Source organism: Pseudomonas sp. Pseusp97, from assembly GCF_047304025.1.
Lineage (GTDB): Bacteria > Pseudomonadota > Gammaproteobacteria > Pseudomonadales > Pseudomonadaceae > Pseudomonas.
This window is the reverse complement of the sequence record NZ_JBGLYK010000509.1, coordinates 1-362: the sequence shown is the minus strand read 5'-3', so window position 1 is coordinate 362 and position 362 is coordinate 1. Positions and strand designations below refer to the sequence as shown.

The following is a 362-nucleotide window of genomic DNA, read 5'->3' as shown; positions in this document are numbered from 1 at the left end:
GGAGGTCAGCATCTCCTGGTTGCTCGCCGTGGCATACACGGTGTTGGAGCGGGCGAAGGGAATTCGGTTGCCGCCGACGATGGCGACCCGGCGCAGTTGGGTCATGCAGAGCTCCTACAAGGGTGAGCGTTGAAGTGCGGTCAAGGCTAACCTTAGCCGCTTGTGTCGCATTGGCCGCCCCGCCGTTGCGCAGGTCAGCGCGGTCAATTGCGCCGAACCCGCCGCTGCGTAGAGTGGTCAGCACTTTAGAGAACCCGTGCAGGAGCCCGTTCCATGACCGATCGCTACATCGCCTTCGCCAACTCCAACGTCGGCCGCCGCCTGGTCGGAGCCCTCGGCCTGCCCGCGCCGGTCCGCCTGGA

General features: G+C 65.7%; 2 protein-coding genes. One reads left to right on the top strand and one right to left on the bottom strand.

Annotated features, from left to right (window positions below):
- Positions 1-105: hypothetical protein (locus tag ACCC94_RS30150; RefSeq protein ID WP_413353229.1), on the bottom strand; the 105-nt coding region annotated here is incomplete at its 3' end.
- A 168-nt stretch (positions 106-273) separates the two neighbouring features.
- Here ACCC94_RS30150 and ACCC94_RS30145 point away from each other — a divergent pair.
- On the top strand, positions 274-362 hold an 89-nt coding region (locus ACCC94_RS30145; RefSeq protein ID WP_413353228.1), incomplete at its 3' end, for a hypothetical protein.